Source organism: Alicyclobacillus sp. ALC3 (assembly GCF_028751195.1).
Taxonomy (GTDB): domain Bacteria; phylum Bacillota; class Bacilli; order Alicyclobacillales; family Alicyclobacillaceae; genus Alicyclobacillus_L.
Window position 1 is genome coordinate 2,096,391 of record NZ_CP066784.1, and the last position, 16,395, is coordinate 2,112,785.

General features: G+C 55.3%; 15 protein-coding genes. All 15 read right to left on the minus strand.

Translation table 11 applies throughout. The features are described 5' to 3' along the window. Positions 1 to 3: 3 nt before the first annotated feature. A complete protein-coding gene (gene fusA / locus JC200_RS09980; protein WP_274436107.1) occupies positions 4 to 2,079 on the minus strand; it encodes an elongation factor G in 2,076 nt (691 codons plus the stop codon). Between the two features lie 67 nt (positions 2,080 to 2,146). Further along, entirely contained in the window at positions 2,147 to 2,617 is a 471-nt protein-coding gene (gene rpsG, locus JC200_RS09985) for a 30S ribosomal protein S7 (protein WP_274436109.1), read from the minus strand. 18 nt (positions 2,618 to 2,635) lie between these two features. After that, on the minus strand, positions 2,636 to 3,055 hold the full coding sequence (rpsL, locus tag JC200_RS09990) for a 30S ribosomal protein S12 (RefSeq protein ID WP_274436110.1): 420 nt from the start codon (positions 3,053 to 3,055) through the stop codon (positions 2,636 to 2,638). Between the two features lie 165 nt (positions 3,056 to 3,220). Then, positions 3,221 to 3,472: a ribosomal L7Ae/L30e/S12e/Gadd45 family protein gene (locus tag JC200_RS09995; RefSeq protein ID WP_274436111.1), complete on the minus strand. Its 252-nt coding sequence runs from the start codon at positions 3,470 to 3,472 to the stop codon at positions 3,221 to 3,223. 169 nt (positions 3,473 to 3,641) lie between these two features. Further along, positions 3,642 to 7,277: a DNA-directed RNA polymerase subunit beta' gene (gene rpoC / locus JC200_RS10000; RefSeq protein ID WP_274436112.1), complete on the minus strand. Its 3,636-nt coding sequence runs from the start codon at positions 7,275 to 7,277 to the stop codon at positions 3,642 to 3,644. A 71-nt stretch (positions 7,278 to 7,348) separates the two neighbouring features. Continuing rightward, the gene (rpoB, locus tag JC200_RS10005) at positions 7,349 to 10,867 is read right to left on the minus strand and encodes a DNA-directed RNA polymerase subunit beta (protein ID WP_443111906.1); all 3,519 of its coding nucleotides are present in this window, start codon (positions 10,865 to 10,867) and stop codon (positions 7,349 to 7,351) included. A gap of 409 nt (positions 10,868 to 11,276) precedes the next feature. Beyond that, positions 11,277 to 11,870: a class I SAM-dependent methyltransferase gene (locus JC200_RS10010; RefSeq protein ID WP_274436114.1), complete on the minus strand. Its 594-nt coding sequence runs from the start codon at positions 11,868 to 11,870 to the stop codon at positions 11,277 to 11,279. Positions 11,871 to 12,048: 178 nt separating this feature from the next. Continuing rightward, positions 12,049 to 12,417 (minus strand): 50S ribosomal protein L7/L12, encoded by a 369-nt coding sequence (rplL, locus tag JC200_RS10015; RefSeq protein WP_274436115.1) that lies wholly within the window; start codon positions 12,415 to 12,417, stop codon positions 12,049 to 12,051. 55 nt (positions 12,418 to 12,472) lie between these two features. Continuing rightward, positions 12,473 to 12,976 (minus strand): 50S ribosomal protein L10, encoded by a 504-nt coding sequence (rplJ, locus tag JC200_RS10020; protein ID WP_274436116.1) that lies wholly within the window; start codon positions 12,974 to 12,976, stop codon positions 12,473 to 12,475. A 229-nt stretch (positions 12,977 to 13,205) separates the two neighbouring features. Then, the gene (gene rplA / locus JC200_RS10025) at positions 13,206 to 13,910 is read right to left on the minus strand and encodes a 50S ribosomal protein L1 (protein WP_274436117.1); all 705 of its coding nucleotides are present in this window, start codon (positions 13,908 to 13,910) and stop codon (positions 13,206 to 13,208) included. A gap of 80 nt (positions 13,911 to 13,990) precedes the next feature. Further along, positions 13,991 to 14,419, minus strand: a complete 429-nt coding sequence (gene rplK, locus JC200_RS10030) for a 50S ribosomal protein L11 (protein WP_274436118.1) — start codon at positions 14,417 to 14,419, stop codon at positions 13,991 to 13,993. A gap of 70 nt (positions 14,420 to 14,489) precedes the next feature. Further along, on the minus strand, positions 14,490 to 15,035 hold the full coding sequence (gene nusG / locus JC200_RS10035; RefSeq protein WP_274436516.1) for a transcription termination/antitermination protein NusG: 546 nt from the start codon (positions 15,033 to 15,035) through the stop codon (positions 14,490 to 14,492). 39 nt (positions 15,036 to 15,074) lie between these two features. Then, positions 15,075 to 15,332: a preprotein translocase subunit SecE gene (secE, locus tag JC200_RS10040; protein ID WP_274436119.1), complete on the minus strand. Its 258-nt coding sequence runs from the start codon at positions 15,330 to 15,332 to the stop codon at positions 15,075 to 15,077. Positions 15,333 to 15,365: 33 nt separating this feature from the next. After that, a complete protein-coding gene (gene rpmG, locus JC200_RS10045) occupies positions 15,366 to 15,515 on the minus strand; it encodes a 50S ribosomal protein L33 (protein WP_274436120.1) in 150 nt (49 codons plus the stop codon). Between the two features lie 165 nt (positions 15,516 to 15,680). Beyond that, positions 15,681 to 16,331 carry an RNA polymerase sporulation sigma factor SigH gene (gene sigH / locus JC200_RS10050; protein WP_274436121.1) on the minus strand — a complete coding sequence of 217 codons (651 nt, stop codon included), beginning with the start codon at positions 16,329 to 16,331 and terminating at the stop codon, positions 15,681 to 15,683. Between the last annotated feature and the right edge of the window lie 64 nt (positions 16,332 to 16,395).

Genomic DNA, 16,395 nt, shown 5'->3' on the forward strand with positions numbered 1-16,395 from the left:
GCTTTATTCGCCCTTGTTCTTGGAGATAATCTCCTGTGCAATCGACTTCGGCACTTCTTCGTAGGAGTTAAACTCCATCGAGTAGGTACCACGTCCCTGCGTACGTGACCGCAGGTTCGTCGAGTAACCAAACATCTCAGCCAGCGGGACGTAACCGTGGATGACTTGCGCGTTCCCTCGCGCATCCATGCCTTCCACACGACCACGGCGAGAGTTGATATCGCCCATAATGTCGCCCATGTACTCTTCCGGAACCGTGACTTCCACCTTCATGATTGGCTCGAGGATGACAGGACCAGCTTTTACCGCACCGGCCTTGAACGCCATCGAACCAGCAATCTTGAAGGCCATTTCCGAAGAGTCGACGTCGTGATAAGAACCATCATAGATGGTGGCTTTCATGTCAATCATCGGGTACCCTGCTACGACGCCGTTCTGCATGGCCTCGTGGATACCTTCGTCAACGGCCGGGATGTACTCCCGAGGAACCACGCCGCCAACAATCTTGTTTTCGAACACGTATCCTTCACCACGTTGCAACGGTTCCAGAATGATTTTGACATGCCCGTACTGACCGCGGCCGCCAGACTGGCGCACAAACTTACCTTCCTGTTCGACGCGCTGGCTGATGGTCTCCTTGTAGGCGACTTGCGGACGGCCCACGTTACACTCGACCTTGAACTCGCGCTGCAGTCGGTCGACGATAATCTCCAAGTGGAGTTCGCCCATGCCCGAAATGATGGTCTGACCCGTCTCCGGATCGGTGTTCGTGCGGAACGTCGGGTCCTCTTCCGTCAGTTTGCCGAGTGCGATGCCCATCTTATCTTGGTCGGCCTTCGTCTTCGGCTCGATTGCAACCGAGATAACCGGATCAGGGAACTCCATCGACTCGAGAATCACTACATTCTTCTCGTCGCAGAGCGTATCGCCGGTCGTGGTGTCTTTGAGGCCGACAGCCGCCGCGATGTCGCCGGCGTACACGGTTTCGATCTCTTCCCGGTGGTTCGCGTGCATCTGAAGGATACGCCCGATGCGCTCGCGCTTGCCCTTCGTGGAGTTCAAAACGTACGAGCCGCTGTTGAGCGTGCCCGAATACACGCGGAAGAACGCGAGCTTACCCACGAACGGGTCGGTCATGATCTTGAACGCCAGAGCCGCGAACGGCTCTTCGTCGCTCGAGTGACGTTCCACGTCCACACCGTCGGACGTCACGCCTTTGATCGGCGGTACGTCAAGCGGCGAAGGCAAGTAGTCGACCACAGCATCAAGCATTGGCTGGACACCTTTGTTGCGGTAGGACGATCCACACAGGACCGGGAACAGTTCGACACTGCATGTTCCCTTGCGAATCGCAGCCTTCAGTTCCGCAATCGTGATCTCTTCACCTTCGAGGTACTTCATCATCAAGTCCTCGTCCACTTCGGCGGCAGCCTCAATCAATTCGATGCGGTACTGTTCCGCGAGTTCCTTCATATCTTCCGGAATCTCGCGGCTTTCCGCTGTGGCGCCGAGGTCGTCCGTGTAGATGACTGCATGGTTTTCGACGAGGTCGATCAAACCTACGAATGAATCTTCCGCGCCGATCGGAAGTTGAATCGGAACCGCTTTTGCGCCTAAGCGTGTGCGCATCTGTTCGACGCACGACAGAAAGTCCGCGCCGATGATGTCCATCTTGTTGACGTAAGCAATACGCGGTACGTGGTACTTGTCAGCCTGCCGCCAGACGGTTTCAGACTGGGGCTCCACGCCGCCTTTCGCATCAAACACGCCGCAGGCGCCATCAAGCACGCGCAGAGAACGTTCAACCTCAACCGTGAAGTCGACGTGTCCCGGGGTGTCGATGATGTTGATACGATGGTTCTTCCACTGAGCAGTTGTCGCGGCGGATGTGATGGTGATACCGCGCTCCTGCTCCTGTACCATCCAGTCCATCGTCGCCGCGCCATCGTGAACTTCACCGATTTTGTGGACGCGACCCGTGTAGAACAGAATGCGTTCCGTTGTCGTCGTTTTGCCGGCATCGATATGCGCTATGATCCCAATGTTCCGGGTCTTCTCTAACGAAAATTGACGTGCCAAGGAGCACCCTCCTTCCATTCAGATTCGTTGTTGCCAGACTCACCAAGGGTGCACACACATCAAAAGCCTACCAGCGGTAGTGGGCAAACGCCTTATTGGCTTCGGCCATACGGTGTGTGTCTTCCTTCTTCTTCACAGCGCCGCCCGCGTTGTTGGACGCGTCGAGCAATTCGCCAGCCAACTTCTCTTGCATCGTCTTTTCGCCGCGCAGACGGGCGTAGTTGACGAGCCAGCGAATGCCAAGGGTGATGCGACGATCGGTCCGAACTTCAATCGGAACCTGATAGTTAGAACCCCCGACTCGGCGTGCTTTGACTTCAAGCACCGGCATCACGTTACGAAGTGCAGCCTCGTACACTTCCATCGGGTCTTTGCCAGTGCGTTCGCGAACCGCATCGAGCGCTCCGTACACAATACCCTGTGCAACACCTTTTTTGCCGTCATACATAATTTTGTTGACCAGGCGAGTCACCATCCGGTTTCCGTAAATCGGATCCGGCATCACTTCACGCTTGGGAATAGGGCCTTTTCTCGGCATTGTTACGCCTCCTTTCGATTAAGACTTCTTCTTCGCGCGCTTCGCACCGTACTTGGAGCGAGCCTGTTGGCGGTCCTTCACACCGGCGGTATCAAGTGCACCGCGCACAATGTGGTAGCGAACACCTGGCAAGTCCTTCACACGTCCACCGCGAACGAGCACGACGGAGTGCTCCTGCAGATTGTGACCAATGCCAGGAATGTAGGCTGTCACTTCAATCTGGTTCGTCAAGCGCACACGTGCGTACTTACGCAGAGCTGAGTTCGGCTTCTTCGGTGTCATTGTGCCTACACGAGTGCACACACCACGCTTTTGCGGTGACGGGAGATCCGTCTGGTCCTTCATGAAGCTGTTGTAACCTTTCTGCAGTGCCGGTGCCGTCGACTTCTTGTCGATGGCCTTCCGCCCTTTACGGACGAGCTGGTTCATCGTCGGCATCACTGCACCTCCCTTCAAATTGTCAGCGACCTTGTCACTGCGCCGTTTCTCATGTCCACAGAGCCTGGTGGTTCGCAGGTGGGCACACAAACCCTCATCCGTTTAGAGCGCATACGAAACCCCGCCAACGGAACAGCCGGGGCCCGTTTCCTGGTTACTGCAGCCTCAGTCCTTGAGAATCGCCGCCGTCGCCGCTCCCACTTCAATGCCACATGCCTTGCCCAGTTGCTTCATGGAGTCCACCCAGCACACTGGAATACCCTTCTGCTGCGCAGTTGTGACAATGGGACGAATGACGTGTTCTTCTGCGTCCTTCGCTACAAATAACTCGGTGACAATCGACTGTGCAACCGCCTTAGCGGTCTGGTTGGCTCCAATGGTTTTCTTGCCTGCCAAGCGAATGCGGTCGAGTGACATCGCTGGGCCTCCCCGAGAGTACAGACCATGCCCAAGGCACACTCAGAGATTCTATCATCCGTGAGAGCGCGGTGTCAACTTCCAAGAGGCCACCAGTTTCTTGTCATTGCCTGTTCATTTCCCAACAACCTGGGGCGACAACAGGCCGCCCCAGGACTGATAGGTTCCCTTACTCCGGCACAGAGACAGCGTCTCCTGCTTCTTTCACCGACTCGGCCGAAGGTGTTACCGTCTCGTCGTCCGGACTCACCGTCTCGATGTGGCGGTAACGAGCCATACCTGTGCCAGCCGGGATCAATTTGCCGATAATCACATTTTCCTTCAAGCCAAGCAACCTGTCGACCTTGCCCTTGATGGCAGCTTCCGTCAACACCCTCGTCGTCTCTTGGAAGGAGGCGGCAGACAGGAAGGAGTCTGTCTCGAGTGATGCTTTGGTAATTCCAAGCAAGGCAGGTCGTGCTACCGCGGGCTCACCGCCGCTGAACAGCGTCTGTCGGTTTGCTTCCTCATAGTCGAACAAATCGACATAGGTGCCCGGCAACAGTTCGGTGTCTCCGGCGTCGAGAATGCGCACTTTGCGCAACATCTGCCGCACCATGACCTCAACATGCTTGTCGTTGATGTCCACACCTTGCAACCGATAGACGCGTTGCACTTCGCGCAGCAGGTAGTTTTGCACGCCCTGCAACCCCTTCACCCGCAGCATCTCTTTCGGGTCAACCGAGCCTTCGGTGAGTTCGTCGCCCGCCTCGATTTTCTGTCCCTTCGCGACGCGGATGCGTGACCCATATGGAATGGCGTAGACCTTCACTTCGCTCTCGCCGGTCACTTCGACCTCACGCTTGTCTTTAACTTCGCGGATATCCGAAATCACGCCATCGAACTCGGTAATGACAGCTTGACCTTTCGGGTTGCGCGCCTCGAACAACTCCTGAATACGCGGCAGACCTTGTGTGATGTCGTCGCCCGCGACACCACCGGTGTGGAACGTACGCATCGTCAACTGGGTACCAGGTTCACCAATTGACTGTGCAGCGATAATACCGACCGCTTCACCAATTTCGACCATTTTACCGGTTGCCAGGTTACGACCATAGCAGCGGACGCAGACACCGTGGCGTGTGCGACACGTCAGCACCGAGCGGATGGTCACTTCTTTAATCCCAGAATCGATGATGCGAGTCACCATGTCGGCTTCGATGATTTCGTTCTTGCCGACAATCTTTTCACCCGTGTTCGGGTCCAAGAGGTCCTGGAAGGCAATACGTCCTTCAAGACGGTCTGCCAAGTCCTCGATGATTTCCTTACCATCGCGGATTTCCACGACACGCAGGCCCTTGTCGGTGCCGCAGTCAATCTGCCGGACAATCGTGTCCTGCGCGACGTCGACGAGGCGGCGTGTCAAATAGCCTGAGTCTGCGGTCCGCAGCGCCGTGTCAGCCAACCCTTTACGAGCACCGTGCGTGGAGATGAAGTACTCGAGCACCGTCAATCCTTCGCGGAAGTTGGACTTGATCGGCAGTTCAATGATCCGACCGGACGGGTTCGCCATCAGCCCGCGCATACCTGCCAGCTGCGTAATCTGCGAGTTGCTGCCGCGGGCGCCTGATGTAGCCATCATGTAGATGGAGTTAAACTCATCCATGCTAGTCATCAGGGTCTGCGACAGTTTTTCCTTTGCCTCAGTCCAAATCTGGCTGAACGACACGTAACGTTCCTCTTCCGTGATTAAGCCGCGTCGATACTGCTGCATCAGACGGTGGTCCTTCGCCTCAGCCTCCGCCACAATCGTGTGCTTCTCTTCTGGCACGATGATGTCCGCCACGGAAATCGTGATGCCGGCCCTCGTCGAGTAATGGAAACCAAGCCGCTTCACACGGTCAAGGATTTCACTCGTAATGGTCGTGCCGTACCGCCGGAAGCACTCGCCAAGAATGTTCCCGAGGTCCTTTTTCACAATCGGTTTCGGAACCTGACGGAGGCCTACCCGTTCCCGTACGTCGACGCCCTTGTCGAAAATGAAAGTATCGTCCGGCGTCCCTTCGAGCAGATTGCTCTTTGAAGCCGAGTTCATGTACGGGAAGTCGGCCGGGAACACTTCATTGAAAATCAGTTTGCCTGGCGTCGTGATCAACATCGCCTCGTGCTGTTCGGGAGTAAATGACTTCTTCCCGAGTACACGCGCAGGAATCACGATACGCGAGTGCAACGTAACCTCTTGGTGCTGTAAGGCCATGTGCACTTCGTTGGGGTCCGCGAACACGCGACCCTCGCCCGGCACAGCCTTTTTCTCAATCGTGAGGTAGTACGGGCCTAGCACCATATCCTGCGTCGGTGTGACAACCGGCTTGCCGTCTTTCGGGTTTAGGATGTTGTGCGCAGCCAGCATCAACAGGCGAGCTTCTGCCTGTGCTTCAGCAGACAAAGGTACGTGCACGGCCATCTGGTCGCCGTCGAAGTCGGCGTTGTAAGCCGTACAAACGAGCGGGTGCAATTTGATCGCCCGACCTTCGACAAGGATCGGCTCAAACGCCTGAATGCCAAGACGGTGAAGCGTCGGAGCGCGGTTCAGCAGCACCGGGTGCTCTTTGATGACGTCTTCCACAACGTCCCACACTTCTGGAGACACACGCTCAACTTTGCGTTTCGCGCTCTTGATGTTGTGCGCGAGACCACGCGAGACCAACTCTTTCATGACGAACGGCTTGAACAACTCAAGCGCCATTTCCTTCGGCAGACCGCACTGGAAGATGCGCAGTTCCGGACCGACAACAATAACGGACCGACCGGAGTAGTCAACGCGTTTGCCGAGCAAGTTCTGGCGGAAGCGCCCTTGTTTTCCTTTGAGCATGTGCGACAGCGACTTCAGCGGTCGGTTGCCAGGTCCGGTGACTGGGCGCCCGCGGCGACCGTTGTCGATCAGGGCGTCGACCGCTTCCTGCAACATGCGCTTCTCGTTCTGCACAATGATGTCCGGAGCGCCGAGGTCGAGTAACCGCTTCAGGCGGTTATTCCGGTTGATCACTCGACGATACAGGTCATTGAGGTCAGACGTTGCAAACCGACCGCCGTCAAGTTGCACCATCGGGCGCAGGTCAGGGGGAATCACAGGCAGGGCCTCAAGGATCATCCAACTTGGGTGGTTGCCTGAATTACGGAACGCCTCAAGCACTTCCAAGCGTTTAATCGCGCGATTGCGCCGCTGTCCCTGTGCGGTGCGCAGTTCTTCTTTCAATGTCTCGACTTCGCGCTCGACGTCGATGTCAAGCAGCAGTTTGCGGATGGCTTCCGCACCCATACCAGCGTGGAACGCGTAACCGTACTTCTCCCGATAGGAGCGGTACTCCTTCTCTGTCAGGAGTTGCTTCTTTTCCAGAGGCGTATCGCCTGGGTCTGTCACTACGTAGGACGCGAAGTAGATGACTTCTTCGAGTGCACGCGGCGACATGTCGAGTACTAGGCCCATGCGACTCGGAATGCCCTTAAAGTACCAGATGTGTGAAACTGGAGCGGCCAGTTCAATGTGCCCCATGCGCTCGCGGCGCACCTTGGCTCGGGTAACTTCGACGCCGCAGCGGTCGCACACGACGCCCTTGTAGCGAACTCGCTTGTACTTGCCGCAGTGACACTCCCAGTCCCGCTGCGGACCAAAAATCCGCTCACAGAACAGGCCTTCTTTTTCCGGCTTAAGTGTTCTGTAGTTAATCGTCTCCGGCTTCTTGACTTCACCGTGTGACCATGACCGAATTTTTTCCGGTGAGGCCAGCCCAATCTTCATATATTCGAAGTTGTTGACATCCAGCAAGGAGCACCCTCCCTTTTTGTTCAGCGAAACGGCTGAGTGTTCTGTTTGCGCGTGTCACCCGAACACGGCTGTCAGTCCCCCACTTCGTGCATCTCGAGGTTGAGGTTCAGCTTCTCGCCACTATCCTCTTCCTCGTCGCTCTCCCGCATGACGATTTCCTGCTCATCCTCGCTGAGGATTTTGACGTCCATGCCGAGGCTCTGCAGCTCTTTGATCAACACCTTGAACGATTCCGGTACGCCAGGCTCTGGCACGTTCTCACCCTTAACGATGGCCTCATAGGTTTTCACGCGGCCCACCACATCGTCCGACTTCACGGTCAGAATTTCTTGCAGCGTGTAGGCGGCGCCGTAGGCTTCAAGCGCCCACACCTCCATCTCGCCGAAGCGCTGACCGCCAAACTGCGCCTTACCGCCAAGCGGTTGCTGCGTCACAAGTGAGTACGGACCTGTCGAGCGAGCGTGAATCTTGTCATCAACCAAGTGAGCAAGTTTGAGCATGTAGACGTAGCCAACAGCGACGCGGTTCTCGAATGTTTCACCCGTGCGGCCGTCGTACAACTGATGCTTACCGTCGCGGTTATAACCTGCCTCTTCCAAGGTGTCAAAAACATCCTCCGGATGAGCCCCATCGAACACCGGCGTCGCAACGCGGAGTCCGAGCGCCTTAGCTGCCATACCGAGGTGCATTTCAAGCACCTGTCCGATATTCATACGTGATGGTACGCCGAGTGGATTTAGCACAATTTCTACCGGTGTACCATCCTCGAGGAATGGCATGTCTTCCTCAGGGAGGATGCGGGCCACAACACCCTTGTTTCCGTGGCGACCGGCCATTTTGTCACCCTCGGAAATTTTCCGCTTCTGGGCGATATAGACGCGCACCAACTGGTTCACGCCGGCCGGGAGTTCGTCCCCGTTTTCACGCGTAAACACCTTGACGTCGACAACAATACCCGCGCCACCGTGCGGTACACGCAGGGAGGTGTCACGCACTTCCCGCGCTTTCTCACCGAAGATGGCGTGGAGCAACCGCTCTTCTGCAGTGAGCTCAGTTACACCTTTCGGAGTGACCTTCCCAACCAGGATGTCACCAGTCGTGATCTCCGCGCCGATCCGGATGACGCCGCGCTCGTCGAGGTTTTTCAGCGCGTCTTCACCAACGTTCGGGATATCTCGCGTGATCTCCTCAGGTCCGAGTTTGGTGTCGCGCGCTTCGAGCTCGTATTCTTCAATGTGAATTGAGGTGTAGATGTCCTCCTTCACAACTTTCTCAGACAACAGGATGGCATCTTCGTAGTTGTAACCTTCCCACGTCATGAACGCCACGAGGACGTTGCGGCCAAGAGCGATTTCACCCATGTCCGTCGCAGGACCATCTGCCAAAATGTCACCCTTCTTCACCTGCATGCCAGCTCGGACGATCGGCCGCTGGTTAATACAGGTGTTCTGGTTCGAACGTGTGAACTTCTGAAGTTTGTACTTGTCGAGGTCGCCAGTCACGACTTTGCCGTCGACCGTGCCTTCGACTCGTACCCAGATTTCACGGGCAGTGACACGCTCAACCGTACCCCCGCGTTTCGCCACCACGCACACGCCTGAGTCCTTCGCTGCTTGGTGCTCCATACCCGTCCCCACGTACGGAGCGTCCGTCACGAGCAAGGGCACTGCCTGACGTTGCATGTTGGACCCCATCAAAGCGCGGTTCGCATCGTCGTTCTCCAAAAAGGGAATCATCGCCGTAGCGACGGACACCACCTGTTTGGGTGAGACATCCATGTAGTCCACGCGTTCGCGGGGCACCGTCAAGACTTCGTCACGATAACGCGCGACCACTTCCTCCTCGAGGAAGTGCCCATCTTCAGCCAGCTTCGCATTAGCCTGTGCAACTACGTAGTTGTCTTCTTCGTCTGCGGTCAGATAATCAATCTTGTCTGTCACCGCGCCAGAGTCTGGATCAACACGTCGGTATGGCGTTTCGATGAAACCGTACTCGTTAATTCGCGCATACGATGACAGCGAGTTAATCAAACCGATGTTCGGACCTTCTGGCGTCTCAATCGGGCACATCCGACCGTAGTGCGACGGGTGAACGTCGCGGACTTCGAAGCCAGCACGCTCACGCGTCAGGCCGCCCGGACCAAGTGCAGACAGGCGCCGCTTGTGCGTCAGTTCAGCAAGTGGGTTTGTCTGGTCCATGAACTGCGATAACTGACTGGAGCCAAAGAACTCCTTAATGGCCGCGATGACAGGGCGAATGTTGATCAAGGCTTGCGGTGTGATGGCGTTCGCATCCTGAATTGACATCCGCTCTCGCACGACACGTTCCATACGGGACAAGCCGATGCGGAACTGGTTTTGAAGCAGTTCACCAACCGAACGAAGGCGACGGTTGCCGAGATGGTCAATATCGTCCGTATCGCCAACACCGCGCAGTAGATTGAAGAAGTAGCTGACAGCCGCCAAGATATCAGCCGGCAAGATGTGCTTGATAGTGCGGGGCACTCCTCCGTTGCCGATCACATTGAGAATCTTGCCATCCTCGGTCGGACTGAAGATCCGCACCATCTGGAGCGGAACGGTCTCCTCGTCCGTCAGGTCCCGCGCCGCCCGGACAGTCAGACGGCCAACGTTGCCCTCAAGCGCCGGGATAATCTTGTCGAGCAGGCGGCGGTCGATAATCTGACCCGCTTCAGCGACTATTTCACCGGTGTCCGCGTCGACCAGCGTTTCCGCCAAATGCTGATTCAGTAGACGGTTCTTAATGTGCAATTTCTTGTTGATCTTGTATCGACCGACATTGGCCAAGTCGTATCGCTTCGGGTCAAAGAAGCGCGATGCCAACAGCGCACGGGCATTCTCGACGGTCGGCGGTTCGCCAGGCCGCAGGCGCTCATAAATCTCGACAAGAGCACGGTCCGTCGAATCTGTCGTGTCTTTGTCAAGAGTGTTCTGTAAATACTCGTCTTCCCCGAGCAAATTGATGATGTCAGTGTCGGAGGAAAGACCCAGGGCCCGCAATAAAATCGTGATTGGCAGTTTGCGCGTCCGGTCGATTCGGACGTAAACAATGTCCTTGGCATCTGTTTCAAACTCCAGCCACGCACCACGGTTCGGGATGACTGTCGCCGCGAACGTCCGCTTGCCGTTTTTGTCGATCTTGCTATTAAAATAGACACTCGGTGAACGAACCAACTGGCTGACGATGACGCGCTCGGCACCGTTGATGATAAACGTACCGGTGTCAGTCATCAGCGGGAAGTCTCCCATGAACACTTCCTGCTCTTTGACTTCTCCGGTTTCCTTATTGATCAGGCGCACTTTGACGCGCAAGGGTGCTGCGTAAGTAACGTCGCGTTCCTTCGAATCGTCGACATCGTACTTTGGCTCACCCAGACTGTAATCGATAAACTCCAGCACCAGGTTGCCAGTGAAGTCCTGAATCGGCGAGATATCTGCAAACATCTCTCGCAAACCCTCACGCAAGAACCACTCATAGGACTTCTGCTGAATTTCGATCAAGTTCGGCAAATCCAGCACTTCTCGAATGCGCGCGTAAGAACGCCGCTCGCGCCATCCGTACTTCACCATGTGTCCCTGCAAATCCGTCACCCCTCATGCTGAATTCAAGTGCCCAGTCGAAACTCGCGTCCGAAAAAGGGTGGAGTCTCCCACCTGCAAGCCATGTCACACCGAGCCGCAGCAACTACCATCAATGCGGTCGATCATCCTCATCAGCCGGCGCTGAATTCAGAGGAATGCAAGGCCTTCTCACGCGGAGACTTCACCCCTTTGCAGATCGAATCGAAAAAGGTTTCGACAAAACAAAAATAAAATGAGGTTGCATGGAACCACATTTTCAAAGCCCATTCGTTTGAGATTCTAGACGTGACGCGATGATATCGTCATCTCCGTGCGTTCAAAAATAGTTTGCATTAAGAGACTATACCACTCCAGAAATATTGTGTCAACGTCTACAATAAATTTTCTTAGCACTTTCTCACCACTCGCAACGCAGCACTCGGAATCCGCCTTTCCTTTCAACCACGCGGACGTCTGCTCCCAACTCCGCCAACTTCCTCTCAGCACTCTCTGCTCCGTGTTTCTTGTGAATCACGACCCACAGTGTACCTGCTACAGCCAAATGGCTCCGGGCCTCTTCGAACAGTCGATAGATCACGGCCTTGCCTGCCCGAATCGGAGGATTCAGCACAACCGCATCCGCGCACAGGTCGGGCACCGCAGCGAAGCCATCGCTCGCGAAGGCAGTGATGCGTTCGCGATAAACCTCTGTGTTTCGCCGTGCCAGCGTGACCGCACGCTCGTTGATGTCCAGCATGACAAACGACAAGCCGGGATAGACAACCGAGAGTATAGCGGTCAGCGGACCGTATCCGCAGCCAAGGTCGACGACAACCCCTCGATTCGGGAGCTCTACCGTTTCGATCAACAGGGCGGAACCGGAGTCAAGTCCTCGCTTTGCGAACACGCCGTTGTCCGTCCAGAGCATCCGCTCAACACCTCTGCACCGAATCGTCACTGTTCGAACGTGACTTTCGCTCTCAGGTGTCGCCGCGTAGTAGTGGTCTGACATCGTTGCCCTCCCCGACAGAGGTACCGGACCGGCCGGACCCAGTGATTCACACCTGTTCCCGGGTCGGTCTTGGTGTTCGAAGTGGGGCACCCAATTGAGTGCCCCACTTCACCGTATCACGCCGCCTAACCGTTCACAGCGCACTGCACTGCTATGGCGCGAGAAAATTGCGGAAACCTTACTTCACTTCGACAGATGCGCCAGCCTCTTCGAGTTTAGCCTTGATCGAGTCGGCCTCTTCCCTTGCAACCTTCTCTTTGACAGCCTTCGGCGCGCCATCAACCACTTCTTTCGCTTCCTTCAAACCAAGACCGGTAATCTCGCGGACGACCTTGATCACGCCGATCTTTGAACCACCGGCACTGGTGAGAATGACGTCGAACTCTGTCTGCTCAGCCACTTCTTCGGCACCAGCTGCACCGGCGCCAACCATGGCGACCGGAGCCGCTGCAGTAACACCAAACTCTTCTTCGATAGCCTTGACCAAGTCGTTCAACTCGAGCACAGACATCTCTTTAATGGCTTGCAAAATGTCTTCTTTCGACAACGAAAACGCCTCCTAGGTTTCCTGAATTTAAACGGAGAGGACCACGCCCTCCGGCTTACGCTTCTTCCGCTTCTCCGCCGCGCTGTTCAGCCACTTGCGAAACAGCATAGGCGAAATTGCGCATCGGTGCCTGCAGGACACTAAGCAGCATGGACAACAATCCTTCGCGATTCGGCAAAGTAGCGAGTTCAGCAACTTGAGCCTGGCCGACAACCCGCCCTTCCACAAGACCGCCTTTCAGTTCTAGCGCCTTGTGCTTCTTTGCGAAGTCGTTGAGAATCTTCGCAGGGATCACGGGGTCATCATAACTGAAGGCGATAGCACTCGGGCCGGCCAAGAATTCCTGCAACCCGGGTACGTTAGCAGCATCAGCAGCCCTGCGCGAGAGCGTGTTTTTCAACACCTGGTACTCGACGCCTGCGTCACGCAACTGACGGCGCAGTTCCGTGAGCTCAGCTACGCTCAACCCGCGGTAGTCTGTCACGACGGTGCCTTTGCTGCGATTCAGTCGATCTGTGATTTGTTCTACTGCTTTCACTTTTTCTTCGCGTACACCCATGGTCTGTCTTACACCTCCTGACAAAAGCGCCTCCGCAGAGCGGAGGCGCGAATGAATCCGTATCTTCACATACGGTTCGCGAACCTCGGTAGGCGGTCTCCCATTATCCGTCGTGGACGGACCTACGGTCTACGGTTCTTTCCGATGAAATTGGTCAAAAGAAGACCCGCTCAGGTCGCGACACAGGAAATCCTACTTGACGCCCAGGAAGAAGTCAAGTGGCGAATTTCTACTCTGCGGAAGACGACGCCAAGCGCTGTACGTTGACACGCACGCCAGGTCCCATTGTTGAACTGATTGTCACACTCTTGAAGTACTGACCCTTCGCGCTGGCCGGTTTTGCCTTCTGCAACGCGTCAATCAGCGCACGGAAGTTACCAACCAACTGCTCTGTGTCAAAGGACACCTTGCCGACCGGGGCGTGAATGATGCCCGCCTTATCAAGGCGGTACTCAATCTTACCAGCCTTAATTTCAGAAATTGCGCGCGCGACGTCAAACGTCACGGTACCCGTCTTCGGGTTTGGCATGAGTCCTTTCGGACCGAGAACGCGGCCCAGACGACCGACGGAACCCATCATGTCCGGAGTTGCCACGACAACGTCGAAATCAAACCAGCCTTGGTTAATACGCTGGATGAGGTCGTCATCTCCAACGAAATCAGCGCCAGCTGCCTCAGCTTCCTTCGCCTTGTCACCTTTCGCAAAAACCAGGACTCGCGCCGTCTTACCGGTGCCGTGCGGCAACACGACAGCGCCACGCACCTGCTGGTCCTGCTTTTTCGAGTCAACACCAAGGCGGGCCGCAACCTCCACCGTCTCGTCAAACTTCGCGAACGCAATCTGTTTGATAAGCTCGAAAGCTTCATTTGCTTCGTATTGTTTCGTCTGCTCGACGGCCTGCAGTGCCTGAGCAAGTCGCTTTGAATTCGCCATCTTTGTATACCCTCCTGTGGTATGCGGTTGGGGAACCTCCCACATGTTCTATCGAGAAGACGCGCTCCACCGGGAACGCGTTAGTCTTCGATGGTAACGCCCATGCTGCGAGCAGTACCTTCCACCATGCGCATCGCAGCTTCGACGGTGTTCGCGTTCAGGTCCTGCATTTTCTGCTCTGCAATCTCACGGACCTTGGACCGCTTCAGTGTGGCAACCTTTTTCTTGTTCGGCTCAGCCGATGCCGTCTCAATTCCCGCGGCCTTCTTAATCAACACTGCAGCCGGGGGGGTTTTTAGGTCAAAAGTGTAAGAACGGTCTTCGTATACGTACAGAACAACTGGGATGATGAGACCCACCTGATCGGCCGTACGCGCGTTGAACTCTTTACAAAAGCCCATGATGTTGCCAACCTGGGCCTGACCGAGCGCAGGACCAACCGGAGGTGCAGGAGTAGCTTTCCCAGCTGGAATTTGCAGCTTTACGATTTTCACAATCTTCTTTGGCACTTACGTCCAGCTCCTTCAACTCAAAATGTGGTAGTCGGGCTCTTGGCCCTCCCACGGTCGAACACTAGCTTCAGGACAGTTTCTCGACCTGGATAAAGTCGAGTTCCATCGGAGTCTCTCGTCCAAACATGGATACGAGAACGCGGAGTTTTTCTTGATCGGTGTTGATTTCTTCGACCGTCCCAATCATATCCGCAAACGGGCCGTCGACGATCCGCACCGCTTCCCCCACTTCGTAATCCAACCTCATCTTCACTTCATCCACACCCATTTGCCGCAGAATCATGTGGACCTCTGCCGACAAAAGCGGTACCGGTTTCGAGCCTCCACCCGGAGACCCTACAAACCCAGTGACACCAGGTGTGTTACGGACCACGTACCACGAGTCGTCTGTCATGATCATCTCGACGAGCACGTACCCAGGGAAGACCTTGCGTTGAACGACGCGTTTCTTGCCGTTCTTCACTTCCATCTGTTCCTCAGTCGGAACGAGCACACGGAAGATTTTATCTTCCATGCCCATCGTCTGCACGCGACTCTCAAGGTTGTTCTTGACCTTGTTCTCGTAGCCGGAGTACGTGTGAATGACGAACCATTGTTTTTCGAGATTGTCCATGTCGAGGGCGGTCTGCCCCGCACCCCCTAAGTCCGACAATTAAACCAATCCAATCAGCGACATAAGTTTGGCCACACCAATGTCAAACGCCCAGACCAATCCACCCATGATAATGCAGGTGATGAGCGCAGCCGCCGTGTAGTTAATGACTTCCGTCCGACCCGGCCACCGGACACGTTTGAGTTCCCAAACACTCTCGCGAAAAAACGAAACCACACGGTTCATCGAGCGGCCCGTCCTTTCCGGCTTTTTGGCGTCAGATAGTTTTTCCACCACGGTCGGTTCGGTCTTTTCCACAACGAAACAACCCCACTTCCAAAGAGACCGCTATCAGCGCGTCTCGCGGTGAACCGTATGCGTGTTGCAGGTCCGGCAAAACTTTTTGAACTCCACGCGATCGGGATTGTTCTTCTTGTTCTTCTGAGTCGTGTAATTCCGCTGCTTGCAATCCGTACAAGCGAGAGTAATGACGACGCGCACTCTGTGCACCCCCCTTGGCGAGGCCAGTCAAATCAACGGCGAAATTCAACAATATAAAATAAACGAACCTCCAAACAAAGGAGACCCGCACGCCTCAAGTAATTTAGCACAAGCGGCATGCGGTGTCAACTTTCCCCTATAAAACGAGCAGTTTCTGCCCGTTGATTAGGCGTAGACATTGCGAAAGGCGAGGTACTTCTCGAGCTTACGTTTGACGCGCTGGAGCGCGTTGTCGATCGATTTGACATGACGTTCAAGATCGATCGCAATTTCTTGATAAGAACGGCCATCAAGGTAGAGCATCAAGACCTTGCGCTCCAAGTCGCTGAGCAGTTCTGCCATGCGGTCTTCGATGTCATCAAACTCTTCCTGGTGAATGATTAGCTCCTCAGGGTCAGTCACCCGCGCAGTACAAATGACATCCAGCAGCGTTCTGTCAGAGTCTTCCTCGTAGATTGGCTTGTCCAACGACACATAGGAATTGAGAGGAATGTGTTTTTGTCTAGTAGCTGTCTTTATGGCTGTGATGATTTGCCGCGTGATGCACAGTTCCGCAAACGCCTTGAAGGATGCCAGCTTGTCCTCCCGAAAATCACGGATAGACTTATAGAGGCCAATCATTCCTTCTTGTACGATGTCTTCGCGGTCCGCACCAATAAGAAAGTAGGAGCGAGCTTTGGCGCGCACGAAATTTCGGTATTTATGGATTAAATACTCGAGTGCTTCGTGATCGCCGAAGTGCACGGCTTCTACAAGTTCCTCGTCAGTACGGTCCTCAAGCGGCAGAACCTGAACATCTTCCAACTGTGTCGCCAACCGAACATCACCTCAACCGCTGCAAGGATGACGACATTATACATTATGTAATCTATGACGATCA

What these genes read in the sequence shown, in the direction of transcription:
- rpsG (WP_274436109.1), bottom strand. Translation starts at nt 2,617, where the DNA reads ATGCCGAGAAAAGGCCCTATTCCCAAGCGTGAAGTGATGCCGGATCCG.
- rpsL (WP_274436110.1), bottom strand. Translation starts at nt 3,055, where the DNA reads ATGCCGACGATGAACCAGCTCGTCCGTAAAGGGCGGAAGGCCATCGAC.
- JC200_RS09995 (WP_274436111.1), bottom strand. Translation starts at nt 3,472, where the DNA reads ATGTCACTCGACCGCATTCGCTTGGCAGGCAAGAAAACCATTGGAGCC.
- rpoB (WP_443111906.1), bottom strand. Translation starts at nt 10,867, where the DNA reads ATGGTGAAGTACGGATGGCGCGAGCGGCGTTCTTACGCGCGCATTCGA.
- JC200_RS10010 (WP_274436114.1), bottom strand. Translation starts at nt 11,870, where the DNA reads ATGTCAGACCACTACTACGCGGCGACACCTGAGAGCGAAAGTCACGTT.
- rplJ (WP_274436116.1), bottom strand. Translation starts at nt 12,976, where the DNA reads ATGGGTGTACGCGAAGAAAAAGTGAAAGCAGTAGAACAAATCACAGAT.
- rplA (WP_274436117.1), bottom strand. Translation starts at nt 13,910, where the DNA reads ATGGCGAATTCAAAGCGACTTGCTCAGGCACTGCAGGCCGTCGAGCAG.
- nusG (WP_274436516.1), bottom strand. Translation starts at nt 15,035, where the DNA reads ATGGACAATCTCGAAAAACAATGGTTCGTCATTCACACGTACTCCGGC.